Source organism: uncultured Photobacterium sp. (assembly GCF_947039875.1).
Taxonomy (GTDB): Bacteria; Pseudomonadota; Gammaproteobacteria; order Enterobacterales; family Vibrionaceae; genus Photobacterium.
The window spans coordinates 46,740-64,022 of record NZ_CAMRAN010000011.1; the positions used below are offsets into that span (position 1 = coordinate 46,740).

Annotated in this window: 18 protein-coding genes; 16 read left to right on the top strand and 2 right to left on the bottom strand. The window is 41.9% G+C overall.

Features of this window, described 5'->3' with window-relative positions:
* Window positions 1–22 precede the first annotated feature (22 nt).
* The 13 genes from flhB (at window position 23) to Q0V26_RS05990 (ending at window position 13,786) form a co-directional block, all read left to right on the top strand.
* Window positions 23–1,153, top strand: coding sequence for a flagellar biosynthesis protein FlhB (gene flhB, locus Q0V26_RS05930; RefSeq protein WP_297479241.1), 1,131 nt, complete (start codon window positions 23–25; stop codon window positions 1,151–1,153).
* A 163-nt stretch (window positions 1,154–1,316) separates the two neighbouring features.
* Entirely contained in the window at window positions 1,317–3,413 is a 2,097-nt protein-coding gene (flhA, locus tag Q0V26_RS05935) for a flagellar biosynthesis protein FlhA (protein ID WP_080156962.1), read from the top strand.
* 51 nt (window positions 3,414–3,464) lie between these two features.
* Window positions 3,465–5,093, top strand: a complete 1,629-nt coding sequence (gene flhF / locus Q0V26_RS05940) for a flagellar biosynthesis protein FlhF (protein ID WP_297479244.1) — start codon at window positions 3,465–3,467, stop codon at window positions 5,091–5,093.
* Window positions 5,086–5,976 carry a MinD/ParA family protein gene (locus Q0V26_RS05945; protein WP_080156958.1) on the top strand — a complete coding sequence of 297 codons (891 nt, stop codon included), beginning with the start codon at window positions 5,086–5,088 and terminating at the stop codon, window positions 5,974–5,976. The genes flhF and Q0V26_RS05945 overlap by 8 nt, the downstream gene beginning before the upstream one ends.
* Complete coding sequence (locus Q0V26_RS05950) at window positions 5,969–6,691, top strand: RNA polymerase sigma factor FliA (protein ID WP_297479249.1); 723 nt, start codon at window positions 5,969–5,971, stop codon at window positions 6,689–6,691. Before Q0V26_RS05945 ends, Q0V26_RS05950 begins: the two co-directional genes overlap by 8 nt.
* Before the next feature lie 81 nt (window positions 6,692–6,772).
* Complete coding sequence (gene cheY / locus Q0V26_RS05955; protein ID WP_080156955.1) at window positions 6,773–7,144, top strand: chemotaxis response regulator CheY; 372 nt, start codon at window positions 6,773–6,775, stop codon at window positions 7,142–7,144.
* A gap of 31 nt (window positions 7,145–7,175) precedes the next feature.
* Window positions 7,176–7,895, top strand: coding sequence for a protein phosphatase CheZ (locus Q0V26_RS05960; RefSeq protein WP_080156953.1), 720 nt, complete (start codon window positions 7,176–7,178; stop codon window positions 7,893–7,895).
* A gap of 9 nt (window positions 7,896–7,904) precedes the next feature.
* Window positions 7,905–10,061, top strand: a complete 2,157-nt coding sequence (locus Q0V26_RS05965; RefSeq protein WP_297479254.1) for a chemotaxis protein CheA — start codon at window positions 7,905–7,907, stop codon at window positions 10,059–10,061.
* Window positions 10,062–10,135: 74 nt separating this feature from the next.
* Entirely contained in the window at window positions 10,136–11,320 is a 1,185-nt protein-coding gene (locus Q0V26_RS05970; protein ID WP_297479257.1) for a chemotaxis response regulator protein-glutamate methylesterase, read from the top strand.
* 10 nt (window positions 11,321–11,330) lie between these two features.
* Window positions 11,331–12,107, top strand: coding sequence for a ParA family protein (locus Q0V26_RS05975; RefSeq protein WP_080156949.1), 777 nt, complete (start codon window positions 11,331–11,333; stop codon window positions 12,105–12,107).
* Window positions 12,100–12,837 carry a chemotaxis protein CheW gene (locus Q0V26_RS05980; RefSeq protein ID WP_297479260.1) on the top strand — a complete coding sequence of 246 codons (738 nt, stop codon included), beginning with the start codon at window positions 12,100–12,102 and terminating at the stop codon, window positions 12,835–12,837. Before Q0V26_RS05975 ends, Q0V26_RS05980 begins: the two co-directional genes overlap by 8 nt.
* Before the next feature lie 20 nt (window positions 12,838–12,857).
* Window positions 12,858–13,352 carry a chemotaxis protein CheW gene (locus Q0V26_RS05985; protein WP_297479262.1) on the top strand — a complete coding sequence of 165 codons (495 nt, stop codon included), beginning with the start codon at window positions 12,858–12,860 and terminating at the stop codon, window positions 13,350–13,352.
* Window positions 13,352–13,786, top strand: a complete 435-nt coding sequence (locus Q0V26_RS05990) for a DUF2802 domain-containing protein (RefSeq protein WP_297479265.1) — start codon at window positions 13,352–13,354, stop codon at window positions 13,784–13,786. The genes Q0V26_RS05985 and Q0V26_RS05990 overlap by 1 nt, the downstream gene beginning before the upstream one ends.
* A 21-nt stretch (window positions 13,787–13,807) precedes the next feature.
* Here Q0V26_RS05990 and Q0V26_RS05995 read toward each other — a convergent pair whose 3' ends face one another.
* Both Q0V26_RS05995 and Q0V26_RS06000 read right to left on the bottom strand, forming a co-directional pair.
* On the bottom strand, window positions 13,808–14,119 hold the full coding sequence (locus Q0V26_RS05995; protein ID WP_297479268.1) for an EscU/YscU/HrcU family type III secretion system export apparatus switch protein: 312 nt from the start codon (window positions 14,117–14,119) through the stop codon (window positions 13,808–13,810).
* A gap of 16 nt (window positions 14,120–14,135) precedes the next feature.
* On the bottom strand, window positions 14,136–14,990 hold the full coding sequence (locus Q0V26_RS06000) for a hypothetical protein (protein WP_297479271.1): 855 nt from the start codon (window positions 14,988–14,990) through the stop codon (window positions 14,136–14,138).
* A 114-nt stretch (window positions 14,991–15,104) separates the two neighbouring features.
* On the opposite strand from Q0V26_RS06000, the gene ccmA reads away from it, so the two are divergent.
* The 3 genes from ccmA (at window position 15,105) to Q0V26_RS06015 (ending at window position 17,278) form a co-directional block, all read left to right on the top strand.
* Window positions 15,105–15,752, top strand: a complete 648-nt coding sequence (ccmA, locus tag Q0V26_RS06005) for a cytochrome c biogenesis heme-transporting ATPase CcmA (protein WP_297479274.1) — start codon at window positions 15,105–15,107, stop codon at window positions 15,750–15,752.
* An 8-nt stretch (window positions 15,753–15,760) separates the two neighbouring features.
* Complete coding sequence (gene ccmB / locus Q0V26_RS06010; RefSeq protein WP_297479275.1) at window positions 15,761–16,429, top strand: heme exporter protein CcmB; 669 nt, start codon at window positions 15,761–15,763, stop codon at window positions 16,427–16,429.
* Between the two features lie 117 nt (window positions 16,430–16,546).
* On the top strand, window positions 16,547–17,278 hold the full coding sequence (locus Q0V26_RS06015; protein ID WP_045039253.1) for a heme ABC transporter permease: 732 nt from the start codon (window positions 16,547–16,549) through the stop codon (window positions 17,276–17,278).
* The last annotated feature ends 5 nt before the right edge of the window (window positions 17,279–17,283 follow it).

Consider the following 17,283-nt stretch of genomic DNA (forward strand, 5'->3'; position numbering starts at 1 on the left):
AATTCACCATGGACGAATCACAATGTCGGATGCTGACGGTCAAGAACGTACCGAAGACGCCACCGCGCGAAAACGCGAGCAGGCGCGAGAAAAAGGTCAAGTACCGCGCTCAAGAGAATTAGCCTCCGTAGCCGTATTGGTTTCGGGTGCTGTGGGTTTAATGTGGTTTGGTGATGGATTAGGGACGGCATTAGGCAAGGTCATGAGTCGAATGTTTACTCTTAGTCGAGAGGAAGCATTTGATGTCCAGCTACTGTTTTCGGTAATTTCTACGGCGATATGGCAGGTGTTTTTACCGCTGGTTATTATTCTAGTGTTTTTATTTACGGCTGCCTTGATTGGAGCTGCGGGGCTTGGTGGCGTGCGCTTTTCTTCTGAAGCGGCGATGCCGAAATTATCAAAAATGAACCCAATGAGCGGCCTTAAACGCATGTTTGGCAGTCAAAGTTGGGTTGAATTAATTAAATCGATACTCAAGGTTGGGTTAGTTGCCAGTGTGGCTGGATATTTAATTTATTCAAGTTTGAATGATTTTTTTCAGCTCAGTATCGAAACTTTTCCGGCTAATTATTTTCATGCCTTAGATATTCTATTGAATTTTGTATTGCTGATCTGTTGTTCGTTGCTGATTGTGGTGGCGATTGATGTGCCGTATCAAATTTGGCATTTTAGCGATCAATTAAAAATGACCAAGCAAGAAATTAAAGATGAATATAAAGACTCAGAAGGTAAGCCAGAAGTTAAAGGCCGTATTCGTATGCTACAGCGCGAAATGGCACAGCGACGGATGATGGCGGATGTTCCTCAAGCGGATGTTGTGATCACCAACCCTGAACACTTTTCAGTGGCATTGCGTTATGATCCTAAATTAGATGCCGCGCCAGTAGTGATTGCCAAAGGGGGGGATCACTTAGCCCTTAAAATTCGTGAAATTGCCAATAAACACAATATTGATATTGTTCCTGCCGCACCATTAGCACGTGCGATTTACTATACCACTGAATTAGAACAACAAGTGCCTGATGGGTTGTTTGTTGCGGTTGCGCAAGTGCTTGCTTACGTTTTTCAATTAAAAGCTTATCGACGTGGTAAAGGACAAAAGCCTACTTTATCGGCAGCAGCAACAGAGATTCCACCAGAGCTACAGCATTAATAAAATAACAATGGCCGCTAACAGTATAATTTTACTGTCAAAATAATGGCATAATTATGCGGCATGATAATTGCTTAACCATAAATCTTCGTGATGGTTTATGGTTCTATCTAGAGTCATAACCTCACTTTTATGTAAATAATCGTGATTTGATGACAATAGAATGAAGCTTTCAATTCCTTTTGCTTCGCGCTTACCGTTAGCGCGTTTACAGAATATGCCCGCTATTGGTGCACCAGTGATGGTGTTAGCCACCTTGGCGATGATTATTCTGCCAATGCCACCATTATTATTGGATATGACATTTACCTTTAATATTGCGTTGTCATTAGTGGTGTTGTTAGTGACTGTTTACACCCGTCGTCCTCTCGATTTCGCCGCTTTTCCTACCGTATTACTTATTGCCACCTTATTACGTTTAGCCCTTAACGTAGCTTCAACACGGGTGGTGTTATTGCATGGTCATGAAGGTTCTGATGCGGCAGGACAGGTCATTGATGCCTTTGGCTCGGTAGTGATTGGCGGTAACTATGCTGTGGGTTTGGTGGTATTCCTTATCCTTATGATTATCAATTTCATGGTTGTTACCAAAGGTGCTGGGCGTATTTCAGAAGTTAGTGCTCGCTTTACGCTAGATGCGTTACCCGGTAAACAAATGGCGATTGATGCAGATTTAAATGCGGGTCTTATTGATCAAGAGCAAGCACGAACGCGTCGTTTTGAAGTGACCAAAGAAGCGGATTTTTATGGTTCGATGGACGGTGCATCTAAGTTTGTTAAAGGGGATGCGATCGCTGGTATTTTGATTTTGTTTATCAATATTATTGGTGGCTTGATCATTGGTATGACGCAATATGGCTTAGGCTTTATGGAAGCGATGGAGATTTATAGTCTACTCACCATTGGTGATGGCTTAGTCGCACAGATTCCATCGTTGTTGTTGTCTATTGGTGCCGCGATGTTGGTTACTCGTCAAAATACTGACGAGGATATGGGCCAGCAGATGTATTTTCAGATGTTTAATAACCCTCAAGCCTTGATTATTACTGGGGTTATTTTATTTGTAATGGGGATTGTTCCTGGCATGCCCCATGTGCCGTTTTTACTGTTAGCTGCCATTATTGGTGGTGCAGCTTATTGGCGTTATAAGAAAGATAAAATAGCAGCATTAGTTGAAAAAGAACCACCAACACATGCGATGGCGCCAGCGCAGCCAATGAAAGAATTGTCATGGGATGATGTGCAGCCCGTAGATACCATTGGTCTTGAGGTGGGTTATCGACTTATTTCAATGGTAGATAAAGACCAAGGTGGTGAGTTGTTAGAGCGCGTTAAAGGCGTGCGTAAAAAGTTATCTCAAGATTTTGGTTTTCTCGTGCCTCCTGTCCATATTCGTGACAATTTGGAACTCCCTCCTAATAGCTACCGTATCAGCCTGATGGGTGTTACCTGTGGCGAAGCTAATATTCATCCCAACATGGATTTAGCCATAAATCCCGGCCAAGTGTTTGGCAATATTGATGGTGAACGTACGCTCGATCCTGCTTTTGGTTTAGAAGCGGTGTGGATTCAAGTTTCTCAACGTGAACATGCACAGGCGCTAGGCTACACAGTGGTGGATTCAGCTACTGTGCTGGCGACCCATTTAAGTCAATTACTCACTAACCATGCTGCTCAATTACTGGGCCATGAAGAAGTACAAAACTTACTTGAAATGTTAGGGCAATCAACACCGAAATTAGTAGATGGTTTCGTGCCTGATCAATTGCCATTAGGGGCGGTAGTGAAGGTAATGCAAAACTTACTTAATGAAGCTATTCCACTACGAGATATTCGAACCATTGTTCAAACCCTGTCTGAGTACTCCAGTAAGAGTCAAGATCCTGACATTTTAACCGCCGCTGCACGTATTGGATTAAAACGCTTAATTTGTCAGGAAATCAATGGAATAGAAGCAGAATTACCCGTCATTACTTTAGTCCCTGAGTTGGAACAGATATTGCATCAAACGATGCAGTCTGCTGGGGGGGAGTCATCGGGTATTGAGCCTGGATTAGCCGAGCGTTTACAACGTTCACTAACAGAAGCAACACAACAACAAGAATTAAAAGGTGAACCTGCGGTGTTATTAACCTCCGGTGTTTTACGTTCTACCTTGGCAAAATTTGTCAAAAATACCATTCCGACCTTGAGAGTACTTTCTTATCAAGAAGTGCCCGATGAAAAGCAAATTCGAATTGTTAATGCGGTAGGTCATTAATAATGTTGAAAGTGAACACTAATTTAAGCACTTGCTGATAGGGAACTAAGTTTGAAAATTAAACGATTTTTTGCCAAGGATATGAGAACCGCACTTAGCGAAGTCAAAGAAGAACTTGGCCCTGATGCGGTGATTATGTCAAATAAAAAAGTCTCGGGTGGGGTTGAGATAGTGGCTGCAGTTGATGCAGAAACAAGCCAACCAGTTGCAAAAACAAACCATGCCGTACGTGATGAATTAGAACAAGGTTTAGGCCAAGCAAGGCGAAAACTGGCGGATGATAAAGTTAATGTAACGCCTTCTGTTTCAAAGCAGTTTGCCAGCGTACTGCAAAATTATGCCGCAGCAACAGAGGGGAGCGATAATATGGCCTCAGTGGATTCATTAACTGCCTTGTTGCAACGCCAATCTAAACATCAAACCCAGCATCAGCAACAATCAGCGCTAAATAGCACTAATGAGTTAAGTCGCGATCAAGCTCGACAGCATTATTACCACAGCGAGAGTCATGAACAACAGCGTCAACACGCTAGCACCGACAGACAACGGTCGTTATCTCAGTCGAAACAGGCTCGTCGTTATGATGATTCGGCACAAGATCTCAATGTGGGGAATTATGTTCGTCCATCATCAAAACATTATGAACACGAGACAAATGTTGGGCGTAATGACTATGCTAGTACCGCGCGTAAACCTCGTTTAGATCCGAGTCGTTATGAAGCAAAAAACATCAAAAAAGATGATGAATTAGATGCGATGCGAGCCGATATCGTGTCTATTCGACGTTTATTAGAACATCAATTATCAGGGTTAATGTGGCAAGAAGTTGAACGCCAAGAACCGATGCGGGCGATGATGATCAAACGGCTTGAAAAGATGGGATTATCCGATCAATTAGCTGATCAATTAGCGTGCTATATACCGGAAGATTTGCCTACCAATGAAGCCTGGCCCGCTTTACTTGATTTATTAGCCGATCAATTAGTAACCACAGACGACTGTATTTTAGAAAATGGTGGCGTGGTGGCATTACTTGGCCCGACAGGGGTTGGAAAAACTACCACAGTTGCCAAACTAGCGGCACGAGCTGCGATGGAGTTTGGTCCTCAACAAATAGCGTTAGTGACCACCGATAATTACCGTATTGGCGCCCATGAACAATTGGCCACTTATGGCCGAATTATGGGGTGTCCTGTAAGAGTTGCTAAAGATGCACAGGAACTGGCCGATATACTTCATCAGTTGCGTCATCGTCGATTAGTGCTGCTTGATACCGCCGGTATGGGTCAACGCGATATTCGTTTGTCAGAACAATTAGATACCTTAATGCAAAATAGCGGCGCTAAAATCCGCAGCTATTTAGTGATGCCTGCGACATCCCAACGACGAGTACTACAAGAAACACTTGAACATTTTCGTCGTATTCCATTATCGGGCTGTGTATTAACCAAGTTGGATGAATCGTTGAGTTTGGGTGAAATCATCGGTGTCGCTATTCAAAATGCGTTACCGATTGCCTATTTAGCGGATGGTCAACGGGTTCCTGAAGACTTGAAAGTAGCGACCGGGAATTATCTCGTTTCGCGCGCAAATGAGTTGTTAGAACTAGAACTGTCACAGCAATCTCATCTCTGGTCTAGTGATAGCTCAGATAACATTTCGGCTGATTTTTATGACTGAGAACATCATGTACGATCAAGCGAGTGGTTTACGTCGAATGACCCAATTAACGTCGACGAAGGTCATTACGATTACAGGTGGTAAAGGGGGCGTAGGTAAAACCAATGTCACTCTTAATATGGCAATTTCAATGGCGCGTCAAGGCAAGCGGGTCATGGTACTTGATGCTGATCTTGGATTGGCGAATGTTGATGTAATGCTTGGTTTACGTGCAGGACGCAATCTGTCGCATGTATTGGCGGGAATGTGTGAACTTGAAGACATTATTATCGAAGGCCCTTACGGCGTAAAAATTATACCTTCGGCTTCAGGTACTCAAAATATGGCTGAATTAACCCCGACGCAACATATAGGGTTAATTCGAGCATTCAGCAACTTACAGTATGATATTGATTTTTTCTTAGTTGATACTGCCGCGGGTATTTCAGACATGGTGCTGAGTTTTGCTCGTGCTGCTCAAGACATCATTATTGTGGTTTGTGATGAACCGACTTCGATCACAGATGCATACGCATTAATGAAAATTTTGAGTCGTGAGTATGATATTCAACGGTTTAAGATTGTGGCTAACATGGTACGTAGTTATCGTGAAGGGCGTGATTTATTCATTAAGCTAACTCGAGTAACCGAACGTTTTCTTGATGCTAACCTTGAGCTCGCGGCATGTATTCCACTTGATGACAATGTTCGCCAAGCGGTTAAACGCCAAAAAATAGTGGTCGAAGCATTCCCACACAGTCCGGCGGCATTAGCATTAAATTCATTAGCATCAAAAGCAATGACATGGCCACTTCCGCATCACCCCGGCGGACATTTAGAGTTTTTTGTTGAACGATTGTTGGTGCACAAACCACGAGCCATGGAGGCTACTTTTCGTGAATAAAACGTTAACTTATAGCCGTTACCAACAAAGCCCACAGGCGTTTATTGAGCGTTATTCGACGTTGGTTAAACGAATAGCTCATCACTTAATGGCACGGTTACCACCCAGTGTTTTAGTCGAAGACTTAATTCAATCTGGCATGATTGGCTTATTAGAAGCGCAACAGAATTATGATCCCACTAAAGGGGCTAGTTTTGAAACCTTTGCTGGAATTCGTATTCGTGGTGCGATGCTAGATGATATTCGACGTGGTGATTGGGTACCGCGATCTGTATACAAACATAGTCGGCGTATTAGTGATGCGATTGCAAAACTAGAGCACAACCTTGGACGAGATCCAACGGACATTGAAATATCACAGTTTCTAGAGATGCCGCTAGAGCAATATCATCAAGCATTAAATGACGTTAATTGTGGCCGTATTATGGGTATTGCCGATCTTGCTGGTGGTGAAGAAACCATGATGCATGAGGATGATATTGATCAAAATATGCCGTTGCAGAATGTTGTTGATGATAGTTTTCGCCATAGTTTAGCTGCGGCGATCAAAACCTTACCAGAACGTGAAGCCTTGGTGTTATCGCTGTATTACGACGAAGAAATGAATTTAAAAGAAATTGGTGCTGTTATTGGTGTCAGTGAATCACGTATTTGTCAGATTCATAGCCAAGCGATGCAGCGCTTACGAGCTAAATTACAAGCTTGGGCTGCCTAATTTCAATAAAACATAAACCATAATTATTTTATAACTAAGAACAACACAGGTTTCGCTGTGGAGGCAATTTTGAATACAAACATGAAAATTCTTATTGTTGATGATTTTTCAACAATGCGTCGAATTGTAAAAAATTTACTGCGTGATTTAGGGTTTAATAACACAGTAGAAGCAGATGATGGTTTAACAGCACTACCACTATTAAAACGTGGTGATTTTGATTTTGTAGTAACAGATTGGAATATGCCAGGAATGCAAGGTATTGATTTGTTACGTCAGATTCGTGCGGATGAGCAATTAAAGCATTTACCTGTGTTAATGATTACAGCTGAAGCTAAACGTGAGCAAATCATTGAGGCCGCTCAAGCTGGCGTTAATGGTTATATTGTAAAACCGTTTAATGCAGTGACATTAAAAGAAAAACTAGCAAAGATTTTTGAACGATTACAATAGTGATTGTGTTTTGGCATAGGGAAATATAACCATGATTTCATTGGAGCAAGCACAGCAGTTAGTGGTGTTGCTTGAACAAAACCAGCAACAACAAGCCAATACACTCGTGCAAACTTTAGTTGAACGTCATCATGCGCCTATGTATGAGGAAGTTGGAAAAATGACTCGCCAGTTACACGATTCATTGGTGAGTTTTCGGCTGGATCCTCGCTGGAACGATTTAGCGAGAACCGATATTCCTGATGCGCGCGACAGTTTATCTTATGTAATTGATAAAACAGAAGCAGCGGCAAACCGAACTATGGATGCGGTTGAAATAACCTTGCCGATTGCTGAGCAATTGCAACAAACATTACATAGCCTGCATCCGCAATGGCAGCGCTTAATGGTGGGGCAAATTGCGTTAACTGATTTTAAACAGCTTTGTCATGATATTAATGCGTTACTGCTTCAAGTTGATCAAGATAGCTCACTATTACGAGAGCATTTAACCGATATTTTAATGGCACAAGATTTTCAAGATCTTACTGGGCAAGTCATACGACGAGTGATCACCTTGGTGCATGAAGTTGAAGATCGAATGTTGGATATTCTGCAAGCATTTGGAATAGAACAAGCATCATCTTCTAGCGTAGAGTTGCTGCCATTAGGGGTTACTGCGGAAGGACCTATTATTAATCCTCAGCAACGTAAAGATACGGTTTCATCGCAAGATGATGTTGATGATTTACTTTCAAGCCTTGGATTTTAGAGGGAATTTATGAGTTTTAATTTAGATGAAGATATCCTACAAGACTTTTTGATTGAAGCCGGAGAGATCCTTGAATTATTGTCTGAGCAATTAGTTGAACTTGAACGTAGTCCAGATAATAGTGAATTATTAAATGCTATCTTCCGTGGTTTTCATACCGTAAAAGGTGGCGCAGGTTTTTTATCATTAACTGAGTTAGTTGATGCTTGTCATGGCGCGGAAAACGTCTTTGATTTGCTACGTACGGGTAAGCGTAAAGTGACATCAGAATTGATGGATGTCATTTTAGAAGCGCTAGATTGTATTAATGTGATGTTTGCTCAAGTACAAGAGCATCAACCATTAAGCAAAGCCGATCAAACTTTGTTGGATCAGTTGCATCATTACAGTTTACCGCCAGCAGTTGTTGCAGCGACAGTCGATATTGTTGAAAAGACAATGGCTGAAACCACTGTGGTTAGTCATCAACCTCTTGCGACTGCTGCACCGACAAGTGCGATTGCGGCTAATTCTGTTGACGATATCACTCAAGACGAATTTGAACGCTTATTAGATGAATTGCATGGTGTAGGTAATTCACCATCGTCGTCATCAACCGCTGTTATCGCTAATACTGTTACAAGTGTTGAAAGTAATGATATTACCGATGATGAGTTTGAACGTTTATTAGATGAGTTACATGGTAGTGGTAATGCTCCCGGTGCTGGCAATTCTTCAGCTGCAATAACTCTGCCGTCTATTGAAAATGAAAACCTTGCCGTTGTTAACGATGATTTAATGACTGATGATGAATTTGAAAGCTTATTAGATGAATTACATGGTATTGGTTGTGCGCCTCAGGTTGATCATGCTGCTAGTGTGAATCAAGCGGCAGTCAGTACACCTGTTATTGAAGCTCCAGTCACTGAAAACCCAGTGTCAGTCGCGCCAATAGTGGTCAGTGAGCCTGTCAATCGTTCACCATTACCAGCAGCTAAAGATAAACCTAAGCCTCAAGCGGAGACAACGGTACGTGTTGATACTTCGACTCTCGATATCATTATGAATATGGTGGGCGAGTTGGTATTGGTGCGTAATCGACTGGTTAGCTTAGGTTTAAATACCACCGATGAAGAAATGTCAAAAGCGGTATCAACATTAGATGTTGTGACTGCGGATCTTCAAGGGGCGGTAATGAAAACTCGCATGCAGCCGATTAAGAAAGTCTTTGGTCGTTTTCCGCGAGTGGTACGTGATTTAGCCCGTAGTCTCAATAAAGAAATTGTGCTTGAGATGGTGGGTGAAGATACCGATCTTGATAAAAACTTGGTGGAAGCACTTGCTGATCCATTAGTACACTTAGTCCGTAACTCAGTTGATCATGGTATTGAAATGCCTGCAGAACGAGAGCTGGCAGGCAAATCGCCAGTGGGTAAAGTGTTATTATCAGCCTCGCAAGAAGGGGATCATATTCGATTAACTATCGCTGATGATGGTAGTGGAATGGATGCCAATAGATTGCGTCAAATCGCGATTGATCGCGGCATGATGGATTACGATGCAGCTTCACGCTTGAGTGATAATGATGCTTATAATCTGATTTTTGCACCGGGTTTTTCAACTAAAAAAGAAATTTCAGATATTTCCGGACGTGGTGTTGGTATGGATGTGGTTAAAACCAGTATCAACCAACTTAATGGCTCAATCGTGATTGATTCTACCTTAGGAAAAGGGACACGTATTGACATTAAGGTACCGTTAACATTAGCGATTCTACCAACATTAATGGTCGGCGTAGCTCAGCAACCTTTTGCCTTGCCGTTAGCAAATGTGAATGAAATTTTCCACTTAGATTTGACTAAAACCCATACCGTTGACGGTCAATTAACCATTATTGTGCGTGATAAAGCGATTCCATTATTTTACTTACAAGATTGGTTATCAAAAAAATCAACAACGAACAAACAACATAATAGTTTTGGTCATGTGGTGATTGTACAAACGGGTCATCAGCGGATCGGGTTTGTAGTTGATAGTTTGATTGGTCAAGAAGAAGTCGTGATTAAACCGTTAGATAAATTGCTCAAAGGAACGCCAGGAATGGCAGGGGCTACCATTACCAGTGATGGTCATATTGCGCTTATTTTAGATGTGCCTAATTTATTAAATCATTATGTAAGACGTTAATTATTAACAATGATACCCCGTAAACCGCCAGTGTTTAGGCTTGCGGTGTTGTTTATGTAAAGGAATGAAAACAAATGGCAATAAAGGTGTTAGTTGTTGATGATTCAAGTTTTTTCCGTCGGCGTGTCAGTGAAATTATTAATACAGACCCTCGATTAACTGTGGTAGGTAATGCAACTAACGGCAAAGAAGCGTGCGAGTTGGTTAAAGCGTTGCAACCTGACGTTATTACGATGGACATTGAAATGCCGGTGATGGATGGAATCACTGCCGTCCGCGAAATAATGAAAATAGCCCCAACACCTATTTTGATGTTTTCTTCTTTAACCCAAGCTGGCGCTAAAGCAACGTTAGATGCTCTGGATGCTGGTGCATTAGATTTCTTACCGAAAAAATTTGAAGATATTGCCCGTAATCGTGATGACGCTGTCGATTTATTACAAAAACGCGTAGCAGAATTAGCAGGTAAACGGTTTTATTTGCGCCGCAATAGTAGTGTCGCAACGACAATCAAACCCGTGCCTATTCCGTCGGTGCGTCATACCGCAGCGACACCGACTAAGGTGATGGCAACAGCAACCCCCACTGTTACTTCAAGTGTTGGACGTACATTAGCTGATTCAGCAATAGCGAGTTCGGTAATGACGCCATCAATGCCATTTCATTTTCGTGCATCAGGGAAAAAATATCAGTTATTAGCCATTGGTACATCTACGGGGGGCCCGGTTGCTTTACAAAAAATATTAACTCAATTACCGGCTAATTTTCCTCACCCGATTGTGTTAGTGCAACATATGCCCGTGACATTTACCGCCGCTTTTGCCGCTCGATTGAATCACTTATGCCGTATAGAAGTAAAAGAAGCCCAAGATGGCGATATACTACGCGCTGGTGTTGCTTATTTAGCGCCAGGTGGACAGCAGATGATGGTCGATGGACGTAACGTTGGAGCACGGTTACGAATTATTGATGGTGGTGACCGAATGAACTATAAACCTTGTGTTGATGTGACGTTTGGATCAGCGGCAAAAGTGTTTAATGATCGGGTGCTATCGATAGTGCTGACTGGCATGGGTGCTGATGGGCGTGAAGGTGCGCGGATGTTAAAAGCCAATGGATCGACCGTTTGGGCACAAGATGAAGATAGCTGTGTCGTATATGGTATGCCACAAGCAGTTGCTAAAGCTGGCATTTCTAGTCATGATCTTCCCCTCGACCGTATTGCTGAATGTATTTTAATTGAATTAGGTTTGTCGTGAGGAGTTGACGGTGGTTGTTTGGAGTATTGCAAACCAAAAGGGTGGAGTAGGGAAAACGACCACTACCATAGCATTAGCTGGATTATTAAGTGAACAGAACCAACGGGTATTAGTGGTTGATACCGACCCGCATGGTTCATTGACAACATATTTAAATTTTGATGCTGATTATGTACCAGCCAGTTTGTTTGATTTATTTCAACTGCCTGAGATCACGCGTGATGGCGTCAGAGAATTGATTTTAAGCACCACATTTAAAAATATCGATATCATTCCAGCCCATATGTCATTAGCGACTTTAGATCGTTCGATGGGGAACCGCAGTGGCATGGGGTTAGTATTAAAAAAAGCCCTACACAGTGTTGCTGCTGATTATGATTATGTATTAATTGACTGTCCGCCAATTTTAGGGGTGATGATGGTCAATGCATTGGCAGCCAGTGATCGAATTTTAATTCCAGTACAAACGGAATTTTTAGCCATGAAAGGCTTAGAGCGAATGTTGCGTACCTTGCAGATAATGCAGCGTTCTAAGCCATCAGGATTTGATGTCACTATCGTACCAACGATGTATGACAAACGTACTCGTGCATCATTACAAACGTTACAAGACTTAAAAACACGTTACCCAGATCAAGTGTGGATGTCTGCTATTCCTATTGATACTAAGTTCCGTGATGCCAGTATTAAACATATGCCACCGTCATTGTATGCTCATAATTGTCGCGGGGTTTTTGCTTATAAAACCCTCCTGAGTCATTTAACAAGGTTGGCCTACGATGAATAAGAAACCGTTAACCAGTGAACAGGCATTAGACGATTATTTTGGTGATTTGTTGTTAGACGCCGAGCCACAACCTGTGTCTGCTACTCAACCAACAGCCTTTTGTGAACCGGTATCGACACAGCAACTACAACAGTTATTAGATCAAATACCAACGCAGGTTGATGTTGAACCTCAAGCTGTGATTGTGATTAATGCAGAACCAGAACCAGAACCAGAACCAGAACCAGAACCAGAACCAGAACCAGAACCAGCGGTTGTCACATGGCAACATCTCGGCCAGCAACAGCCATTCCAAGCGCTGTTTTTTGAAGTTAATGGCATGATGTTTGCGGTGGCATTAACCGAGTTAGGTGCCATTTACCAACTTGGAGAACTGAACCATATTGTCGGTCGTCCTGCTTGGTATTTAGGTTTAGCACCGTTGCCACAATATCATGTCGATGTGGTTGATACCGCGCGTTGGGTGATGGCCGATAAGCTAACCAATAATGATTATCGCGATAATTATCACTATATGGTGATGTTAGGCAACAGTCAGTGGGGCTTGGCTTGCGATAAGTTACATGGTACGCAAACCTTGATGCCAACCGATCTTTGTTGGCGAGAACAAGCGGGTAAGCGGCCATGGTTGGCGGGAATGGTAAAACAAAAAATGTGTGCTCTGATCCATGCTGATGCATTAATTCAAATGTTGAATAAAGGTTTAGATGTTAATAGTGGCGCGAGTTGAGGCATTAAAGAGGAAAGACTATGTCCCAAGTAAATATAACGGAAATACAAAAAGATGGCGTTAACGATCACGTTTTGCAATGGGTGACTTTTCAATTAGAAAACGAAACCTATGGCATTAATGTTATGCAAGTGCGAGAAGTGTTGCGTTACTCAGATATCGCGCCAGTCCCCGGTGCACCAGATTACGTGATCGGTATTATTAATTTACGTGGCAATGTTGTTACTGTTATTGATACGCGTGCTCGTTTTGGCTTACAGCGTGGTGATATTTCAGATAGCACGCGTATTGTGATTATTGAAGCGGAAATGCAAGTAATTGGCATTTTAGTCGACAGTGTGGCGGAAGTGGTTTATCTGCGTAACTCTGAAATTGATAGCACCCCTTGTGTTGGTACTGAAGAAAGTGCCAAATTTATTCAAGGTGTGAGCAACCATGATGATCAGTTATTGATATTAGTTGATTTAAACAAACTGTTGTCAGAAGACGAGTGGGATGAGGTCGCATATTTGTAATGGATATAATACTTCAACAATGGTTACCTGTTGCGATTTCAGTGGTGATTGCGATAACGGCGGCGGTATTAATTAACCGTGAACGCCAAGCGCGAAAAGCATTAGAAGTAAAATTTTCAGCTATTGAAAAAGTATTAAAAAATAGCCGTTTACAGCATGAAAGTTTAACGAAACAATTTAATGAGTTACGTACTGGCAGTATTGGTATGAGTAATAAATTGGTTGATATGATTGAGCAGCTGGAACGGGTTGAAGAACGTCAAAATGAGATCGCCATGAATGATTCTGGTGGGCGATTATACAGCCGTGCTAGCAAGATGGTTGAATTAGGCGCAGATGTTAACGAGTTAATGAAAGAGTGCGACTTGCCAAAAGCAGAAGCAGAATTAATGCTGAGCTTACAAAAAAATATGCCGCAACATTATCGACGTTAATGCCTCGTTTTAAATATTGAGCTATGCCGTAATATCAATATTTTCAAACCCTTCCCATCCAGGAGGGGTTCTGCCGTTTAGATACCATGAAAATGCAATGAGTTCGGCAATAATCAAATACAATTCCTGCGGTATATGATCATTGAGATCAAAGCTATTAAGGTACTGTGCGAGTATGGGATCTTGATGAATTAGCCCACCTTGCTGTTTTACTTGCTCAATTATGTGCAGTGCTAATTTATCGTAACCTTTAGCGGCGACATAAGGGGCTTGCTCACCATCATAACGTAGCGCGATAGCTTGTTGAGCATTATGTGTCGATTTGTTTGTCATACCATACCTTTTGTTATCACACCTTTATTGAGAGACCCGATGCGACAGCTGGCTGATGTTGTTGCTGGGGAAGCGTCAGTTTATATTGGGGCGGTGTGCTATTTATACCTAATTGTTGCAACCGTGAAATTAAATACGGTGTTACCCGTTCAATATGATGTAATACCTTTTGATTGGTACATTCAAAGCGCGTACTCAGCTGTTGTTGATGCCAACAAGCGCTAACATTCATACTCTCTATTGTACCAATAGGTAAACTCAATTTGACGGTCCACTGACTATTGTTATTCTTAACAGTATTTGTTTTCTTTTGTGAACGATTGTTTATTTGTAGCGATATTGTTTGGCCATTGTCTTGCACCCACTGTAGATGAATATTGTTATTATCTGGTGAACGTTGATTTTCAGGTCCTCGTTGTTCTCCTGCAAGACGCAATAATGCGATGAATTCTTGTTGCTGTTCAGGGGGGCGTTGGATCAACCATTGATTAAGTTGGCTTGAGGGTTGTGATAGTTGCTGTAACAAGGTGGCTAAGGCCTGATGACCGGTATTGTGCTGTAACCATGTAATTAATGTTGCTTGGTTATTCGGCAATAATAATTGGTTAAATAACTGTTGAAGTACGTGAGGCGTTGAATGGGTTGGCTTAACTGTACCTAAGTTTAACGGAAGCAATAAATTTGTAACTAACCGTTGCAAGCTATTCATAGATAATAATAATTGCGGCAGTTGAGATATCAATTTTGAGTGGTTGTTAGTAATTATTGATGGTGATTTTAAATGTGAAGGCTTAGATATCACGTTAACTGTATCAATTGTCGAATTTTTTTCTAAAAACACAGGCATATTGAGTAATGTTTTTATTTGCATTTTTTTCACATTTAGTTGCGTTAGTTAACGATTAAGAAGCTGAGCAGTTTAGTCAATTTGTTAGCCATTGTGGTACTATGCGGCTATTTTGTGGCACCTAGGATATATCATTTTATGTTGTCAGTAGCAAATTTAAGCTGTGTTCGTGATGAACGTGTATTATTTGATGAATTAAACTTTACTATTTCAAGTGGTGAGTTAGTTCAAATTGAAGGTCCAAACGGTGCAGGTAAGACGACTTTATTGAGGATTATTGCTGGTTTAGGCTACCCAGATAGTGGTGATGTGCTGTGGTGTAATGAAAATATTGCGACTGCACGTGAGGATTATCATCAAGCACTATTATTTTTAGGTCACCAAACAGGCGTAAAGCGTGAGCTTACGGCCTTTGAGAACTTGGCTTTTTTTCAGACAATGCATACCTGTGAACAAGGCTCCGATCTCAAAGGAACACCTAAAGTAAGTGGTAATGATGCACTATGGCAGGCGCTGGCACATGTTGGTTTAGCTGGCCGTGAAGATATCAGCGCCGGACAGTTATCAGCAGGTCAACAACGTCGGGTTGCTTTGGCTCGATTATGGCTAAGTAACCATAAGTTATGGGTACTTGATGAGCCATTAACAGCAATAGATAAGCAAGGTGTAAAAGTGCTTGAAGCGCTGTTTTTATCCCATGCAGAGCGTGGAGGAATGGTGTTGTTAACCACTCATCAAGACATGTTTGTCGACAGTGACCGTTTAAGAAAAATTAAGCTGGGATAATAACAATAATGCTTAACACCCTTGTGCAAATTATTCGTCGTGAGTTGTTAATTGCTTATCGTCGACAAGCGGATATTTTTAATCCGCTGTGGTTTTTTATTATTGTTATTACGTTGTTTCCGTTAGGTATTGGTCCTGAGCCTAACTTATTAGCCCGTATCGCCCCGGGTATTATATGGGTTGCTGCGTTATTAGCTGCATTGCTATCGATGGAGCGGTTGTTCCGTGATGATTTTTTAGATGGTTCATTAGAGCAAATGTTACTGATGCCAACGCCATTATCCGTTGCTGCTTTTGCTAAAATGGTCGCGCATTGGTTGTTGACTGGATTACCGTTGATTCTTATTAGCCCGTTACTGGCGATTCTATTGTCACTTAATCTACATACTTGGATCGCGGTATTATTAACGTTGCTGATTGGTACGCCAACATTGAGCTTTTTGGGCGCAATTGGCATGGCTTTAACGGTCGGATTACGAAAAGGTGGGGTTTTATTGAGCTTGCTCATACTGCCTTTATATATACCTGTGCTTATATTTGCCACTTCTGCGATCGAGGCGGCAAGTTTAGGCATGGCTTATGATGGGCAATTAGCCATTATGGGCGCGATGTTAGTGGGATCGTTGACTTTAGCTCCTTTTGCTGTTGCCTCAGCACTAAGGATCAGTGTCCATTAACCAATGAATTTTTTCTTTAATGCGAGGCCTCAAAAGAGAGGGGCGCAGTGAAGAAAGCGAGAGTAATGATGTTGCTCTCAGTGACGTATTTATTATTGATTATAAGTTGAGAGCATTATGTGGAAGTGGCTACATCCTTACGCTAAAGCAGAAAACACCTACCGTCTATGCGGGAAGTTGTTGCCTTGGTTTTCTATTATCGCTTTGATCTCCATTTTAGTGGGATCAGTATGGGGACTGTTATTTGTTCCCGCCGACTATCAACAAGGCGATAGCTTTAGGATTATTTATATTCACGTACCCGCTGCAATTTGGTCGATGAGTATTTATGTAACAATGGCGATTTCTTCTTTTATTGGTCTTGTGTGGCAAATTCGAATGTCAGATATGGCTGCTGCTGCAATGGCACCTATTGGCGCCGTGTTTACCTTCATTGCTCTTATTACAGGAGCTATTTGGGGTAAGCCTATGTGGGGTGCTTGGTGGGTTTGGGATGCGCGCTTAACCTCTGAGTTGATTTTATTGTTTTTATACCTTGGTGTTATTGCATTGTATAACGCATTTGATGATCACAAAACTGCGGCAAAAGCGGCGGGTATTTTGTCGATTGTGGGCGTGATTAATATTCCAATTATTCACTATTCTGTTGAGTGGTGGAACACCTTACACCAAGGTGCAACGATTTCTAAATTTGGCAAACCATCAATGTCAAACGATATGTTATGGCCATTGTTGGTGATGTTACTTGGTTTTGGTTGTTTCTTTGCGGCTGTTACGCTGGTGCGGTTACGTAATGAAATTCTATTACGTGAGAGTCATCGCCCTTGGGTACAGAAACTGGTGAAGTGAGATAG

Excerpts from the sequence above, each read along its gene's own strand:
- flhB (WP_297479241.1), top strand. The coding sequence starts at position 23 with ATGTCGGATGCTGACGGTCAAGAACGTACCGAAGACGCCACCGCGCGA.
- Q0V26_RS05995 (WP_297479268.1), bottom strand. The coding sequence starts at position 14,119 with ATGACAAACAAATCGACACATAATGCTCAACAAGCTATCGCGCTACGT.
- Q0V26_RS06000 (WP_297479271.1), bottom strand. The coding sequence starts at position 14,990 with ATGCAAATAAAAACATTACTCAATATGCCTGTGTTTTTAGAAAAAAAT.
- Q0V26_RS05985 (WP_297479262.1), top strand. The coding sequence starts at position 12,858 with ATGTCCCAAGTAAATATAACGGAAATACAAAAAGATGGCGTTAACGAT.
- Q0V26_RS06015 (WP_045039253.1), top strand. The coding sequence starts at position 16,547 with ATGTGGAAGTGGCTACATCCTTACGCTAAAGCAGAAAACACCTACCGT.
- Q0V26_RS05960 (WP_080156953.1), top strand. The coding sequence starts at position 7,176 with ATGATTTCATTGGAGCAAGCACAGCAGTTAGTGGTGTTGCTTGAACAA.
- ccmA (WP_297479274.1), top strand. The coding sequence starts at position 15,105 with ATGTTGTCAGTAGCAAATTTAAGCTGTGTTCGTGATGAACGTGTATTA.
- cheY (WP_080156955.1), top strand. The coding sequence starts at position 6,773 with ATGAAAATTCTTATTGTTGATGATTTTTCAACAATGCGTCGAATTGTA.
- flhA (WP_080156962.1), top strand. The coding sequence starts at position 1,317 with ATGAAGCTTTCAATTCCTTTTGCTTCGCGCTTACCGTTAGCGCGTTTA.
- Q0V26_RS05945 (WP_080156958.1), top strand. The coding sequence starts at position 5,086 with ATGACTGAGAACATCATGTACGATCAAGCGAGTGGTTTACGTCGAATG.
- ccmB (WP_297479275.1), top strand. The coding sequence starts at position 15,761 with ATGCTTAACACCCTTGTGCAAATTATTCGTCGTGAGTTGTTAATTGCT.
- Q0V26_RS05970 (WP_297479257.1), top strand. The coding sequence starts at position 10,136 with ATGGCAATAAAGGTGTTAGTTGTTGATGATTCAAGTTTTTTCCGTCGG.
- Q0V26_RS05980 (WP_297479260.1), top strand. The coding sequence starts at position 12,100 with ATGAATAAGAAACCGTTAACCAGTGAACAGGCATTAGACGATTATTTT.
- Q0V26_RS05990 (WP_297479265.1), top strand. The coding sequence starts at position 13,352 with ATGGATATAATACTTCAACAATGGTTACCTGTTGCGATTTCAGTGGTG.
- Q0V26_RS05965 (WP_297479254.1), top strand. The coding sequence starts at position 7,905 with ATGAGTTTTAATTTAGATGAAGATATCCTACAAGACTTTTTGATTGAA.